At 63.3% G+C, this 4,454-nt stretch carries 2 protein-coding genes; both read left to right on the forward strand.

The genetic code is table 11. The features are described from left to right. Positions 1–3,324: response regulator (locus tag ORS3428_RS23145; RefSeq protein WP_122984389.1), on the forward strand; the 3,324-nt coding region annotated here is incomplete at its 5' end. A 70-nt stretch (positions 3,325–3,394) separates the two neighbouring features. Then, the coding region (locus ORS3428_RS23150) for an ATP-binding response regulator (protein WP_244508078.1) at positions 3,395–4,454 on the forward strand (1,060 nt) is incomplete at its 3' end.

The following is a 4,454-nucleotide window of genomic DNA, read 5'->3' on the forward strand; positions in this document are numbered from 1 at the left end:
GTGACGCGCGTGGCGCGCGAGGTCGGCACCGAGGGCAAGCTCGGCGGCCAGGCGCGCGTCGAGGGTGTGGCCGGCACCTGGAAGGACCTCACCGACAACGTCAACCTCATGGCGACCAACCTGACCAACCAGGTGCGCGGCATTGCCGATGTCGYCACCGCCGTGGCGCAGGGCAATCTGAAGCGCAAGCTTGCGGTCGACGCCAAGGGCGAAATCGCTTCGCTGGCGGACACCATCAACGGCATGATCGAAACGCTTGCCACCTTCGCCGATCAGGTGACCAACGTGGCGCGCGAGGTCGGCATCGAGGGCAAGCTCGGCGGCCAGGCCAGGGTGCCGGGCGCGGCCGGCCTGTGGCGCGACCTGACCGACAACGTCAACCAGCTGGCGGCGAACCTGACCACGCAAGTCCGCGCCATCGCGGAGGTCTCGACCGCCGTCACCAAGGGCGACTTGACCCGCTCCATCAGCGTGCAGGCTTCGGGCGAAGTCGCCGCGCTGAAGGACAACATCAACGAGATGATCCGCAACCTCAAGGATCAGACGCTGAAGAACGCTGAGCAGGACTGGCTGAAGACCAATCTTGCCCGCTTCTCGCGCATGCTGCAGGGCGAGCGCGATCTTGCCACTGTTTCGCGGATGATCATTTCGGAACTCGCCCCGCTGGTGAACGCGCAGTACGGCCTGTTCTACGTCACCAATCGCGACGAGGAAGAATCCTACCTCGAGCTCGCGGCGTCCTATGCCGCGGAGAGCAGCRCCACCATCCGCCAGCGGGTCGACTTCCGCGAAGGTTTGATCGGTCAGTGCGCGGCCGACAAGCGGGCCATCATGCTCGACCATGTCCCTTCGAGCTTCCTGCGCATCACCTCCGGCCTGGGCGAAGCGGCGCCGGCAAGCGTGATCGTTCTGCCGGCACTGTTCGAGGAGGAGRTCAAAGCCGTCATCGAACTCGCGTCGTTCAGCCGGTTCAGCGACACGCATCGCTCCTTCCTCGACCAGCTGATGGAATCTGTCGGCATCGTGCTCAACACGATCGCCGCCACCATGCGCACGGAAGGGCTTCTCAAGCAGTCGCAGCTTCTGACGTCCGAACTGCAGTCGCGCCAGACCGAGCTCACCAAGAAGCAGGAGGAGCTTCACGCCACCAACGAGGAGCTGCAGGAAAAGGCGCAGCTGCTGGAGAACGAAAAGAAGCAGGTGGAGAACAAGAATCTCGAGATCGAGATGGCAAGGCGCGCGCTGGAGGAGAAGGCCGAGCAGCTGGCGCTGACCTCCAAATACAAGTCCGAGTWCCTGGCCAATATGAGCCACGAACTGAGGACGCCGCTGAATTCGCTGCTGATCCTGTCCAATCTGCTCGCGACCAACCAGCAGGGCAATCTGAACGACAAGCAGATCGAGTTCGCGCGCACGATCAATTCGGCCGGCACCGATCTGCTCAGCCTCATCAACGACATTCTGGATCTGTCGAAGATCGAGTCCGGCACGGTGTCGATCGAGATCAACGACATGCCGCTCGCGCATCTGCGCCAGCATATGGAGCGGACTTTCAGGCAGCTCGCAGCGGACAAGGGTCTTGGCTTCACCATCAAGATCGAGCAGGCGCTGCCCGAAACGATCCGCACCGACGAAAAGCGGTTGCAGCAGATCGTGCTCAATCTGCTTTCCAACGCCTTCAAATTCACTTCCGTCGGTGAGGTGATCCTGAGCATCCACGCCGACAGGACCGGCCGTGGAAACGGCGCGGCGGCAGCGGCACCGCGGGCGCTGGCGATCGCCGTCACCGATACGGGCATCGGCATTCCGGAAGACAAGCAAAAGCTCATCTTCGAGGCGTTTCAGCAGGCCGATGGCACGACCAGCCGCAAATATGGCGGCACCGGTCTCGGCCTTTCCATCAGCCGGGAGATCGCGCGTCTGCTCGGCGGCGAGCTGCGCGTCGAAAGCGAGCCGGGCAAGGGGTCGACCTTCACGCTGGTCATCCCCTTCGATGGCCCKCGCAGCAGCCTGGCGCCGCAGATCGAGCTTTCGCCTCCTGCCGACGCCATCGCGGCGGTCCAGCCGGCAGGCGCCGCAGGCACGCCGGAGCTTGCCGACGATCGCGACTCGATCAATCCCTCGGACAGGGTCGTGCTGATCGTCGAGGACGACCCGACTTTCGGCGGCCTGCTGCTCGGCCTTGCCCGGTCAGCCGGGCTGAAGGGCGTTCTTTCGACGGCGGGCTCGGGCACGCTCGCCCTCACGCGCAAGCTCATGCCGGATGCGATCACGCTCGACCTCGGCCTGTCGGRCATTGATGGCTGGGTGCTTTTCGATCTTCTGCGGCATGACCAGAAGACCAGGAACATTCCGATCCATGTCGTCTCCGGCGCCGAGGATCTCGACGTGCTGAGGCGCAGGGGCGCCGCAAGCGTTTCGAGCAAGCCGGTCTCTGCCGGCGAACTTGCGCGCGTTTTCGAGGACATCCATTCGCGGAATCTGAGAGTACAGCGCAACGTCCTGGTCGCCGATCCCGACCCGGAGCGTCGCCTAGCGCTGGTGGAAGCCATTCGCGACGGCATCACCTCGGTCACCGCCATCGGCCGTGTCGCCGCCAACGCGGATGAGGTCGGCATTGCCGCTTATGACGCCGTCGTGTTCGGGTTTGGCCGCTCGGCCAAGGACAACGCCCAGATACTCGACGATATCGCGTCTCAGTTGAGCGATTTCCTACCGCGTCTGCTGTTCTTCACGCCGCATCCGGATGCCTTCTTGCAGCAGGTCGCGCTGCATCCGGCGCTTGCCGATGTCGCGCGCGCCGACAACTTCGCCCAACTCGGGCTGCTGATGTCGGCGGCGCTGCCAAGCGACACGCATAGCGAGGAGATTTTTGCCAGCGAGCAGCTCGACAACGCCGATCTAGCCGGCGCCAAGGTTCTGATCGTCGACGACGACATTCRCAATATCTACTCGCTGACCAGCGTGCTGGAGACCTACGACATTGATGTGCAGCACGCGGAGCGGGGACGGGACGGCATAGCTTTGCTCGAAGAAACGCCGGATGTCGACGTTGCCCTGATCGATATCATGATGCCGGAAATGGACGGTTACGAGACAATGCGCAGGATCCGCGCCACGGCCGCAATCGCCCATATTCCGCTGATCGCGGTCACCGCCAAGGYCATGAAAGGCGATCGGCAGAAATGTCTCGACGCGGGCGCTTCCGACTACATCGCCAAACCTGTCGATCTGGATTTGCTGCTTGCCTTGCTGCGGGTTTGGGTCGGCCGCGCGCGCTCGCGGGCTGGACGGTCCGAGCAGACACTGATGACCGCTAGCTGACAGCGCGCCCGGCAGGTTCARCAAAATGGCCGCGATGGAGGCAGAAAGAAACGAACCGGTCGAGCAGGCGATGCGAGCACGCGTTCTCGCCGTCGATGACGACGAGCGCAATCTGCTTGCAATAGCGGAGGTGCTCGGCGATGTCGGCGAGGTCGTCTGCGCCCAGTCGGGCGAGGAAGCGCTGCGCTTCTTGCTCAGGGATGACTTCGCCGTCATCTTGCTCGATGTGCTGATGCCGGATCTCGACGGCTACGAGACCGCCTCGCTCGTGCGCCGGCGCGAACGGTCGAGAAACACACCAATCATCTTCCTCACCGCCATCAACAAGGAAGAGGCGCATATGCTGCGCGGCTATGACGTCGGCGCGGTCGACTATCTGTTCAAGCCGTTCGACCCGATGATGCTGCGCTCCAAGGTCATGGTCTTTGTCGATCTCTACGAGAAGACGCGCGAGATCGAGCGAAATGCGATCCGGGAACAGCGGCTGCTCGAACAGGCATTGAAGGCCCAGTCGGAAAGGTTCGAGGCGGAGCGAGCGCTCCGCCATTCCGAAGCGCGGCAGGAGCTGATTCTTGCCTCGCTGCCGATTTGTTTTCACGCGCGCTCGGCCGAGGCACCTTTCGCCGCGCGCTATGTTTCGAAAGGGGTCGAGCGGCTGACGGGCTTCCCGCCCGGCCGTTTCTTGTCGAATCCCGATTTCGGGCTCGGCCGGGTCCATCCCGATGATCGCGACGAAGTCACCAGATCGCTTACGGCGGCGATCGAGACAGGCTCTTATACGTGCGAATTCCGATGGCGGTGCTCCGACGAACAATATCGCATATTCTTCGACCAGGGCGTGGTGTCCAGGGACGGCCCGGGGTTCGAACTGCTTGGTACCATGCAGGACATCACCGAGCAGCGCCGTCTGGAGAGCCAGCTGTTGCAGTCGCAGCGGCTCGATGCGATCGGCAAGCTGACCGGCGGGCTCGCCCACGACTTCAACAATCTGCTTGCGGCCATCCTCTCTGGGCTCGCCCTGCTCGAACGGCAACTGACGCTCGACGGCAATGCTGCCCAAATCCTCGAAATGACGCGCCGCTCGGCCGCCCAGGGCAAGGATCTCGTCCAGCGGATGCTCGCCTTCTCGC

This window comes from Mesorhizobium sp. ORS 3428 (genome assembly GCF_001854785.1).
Taxonomy (GTDB): Bacteria; Pseudomonadota; Alphaproteobacteria; order Rhizobiales; family Rhizobiaceae; genus Mesorhizobium.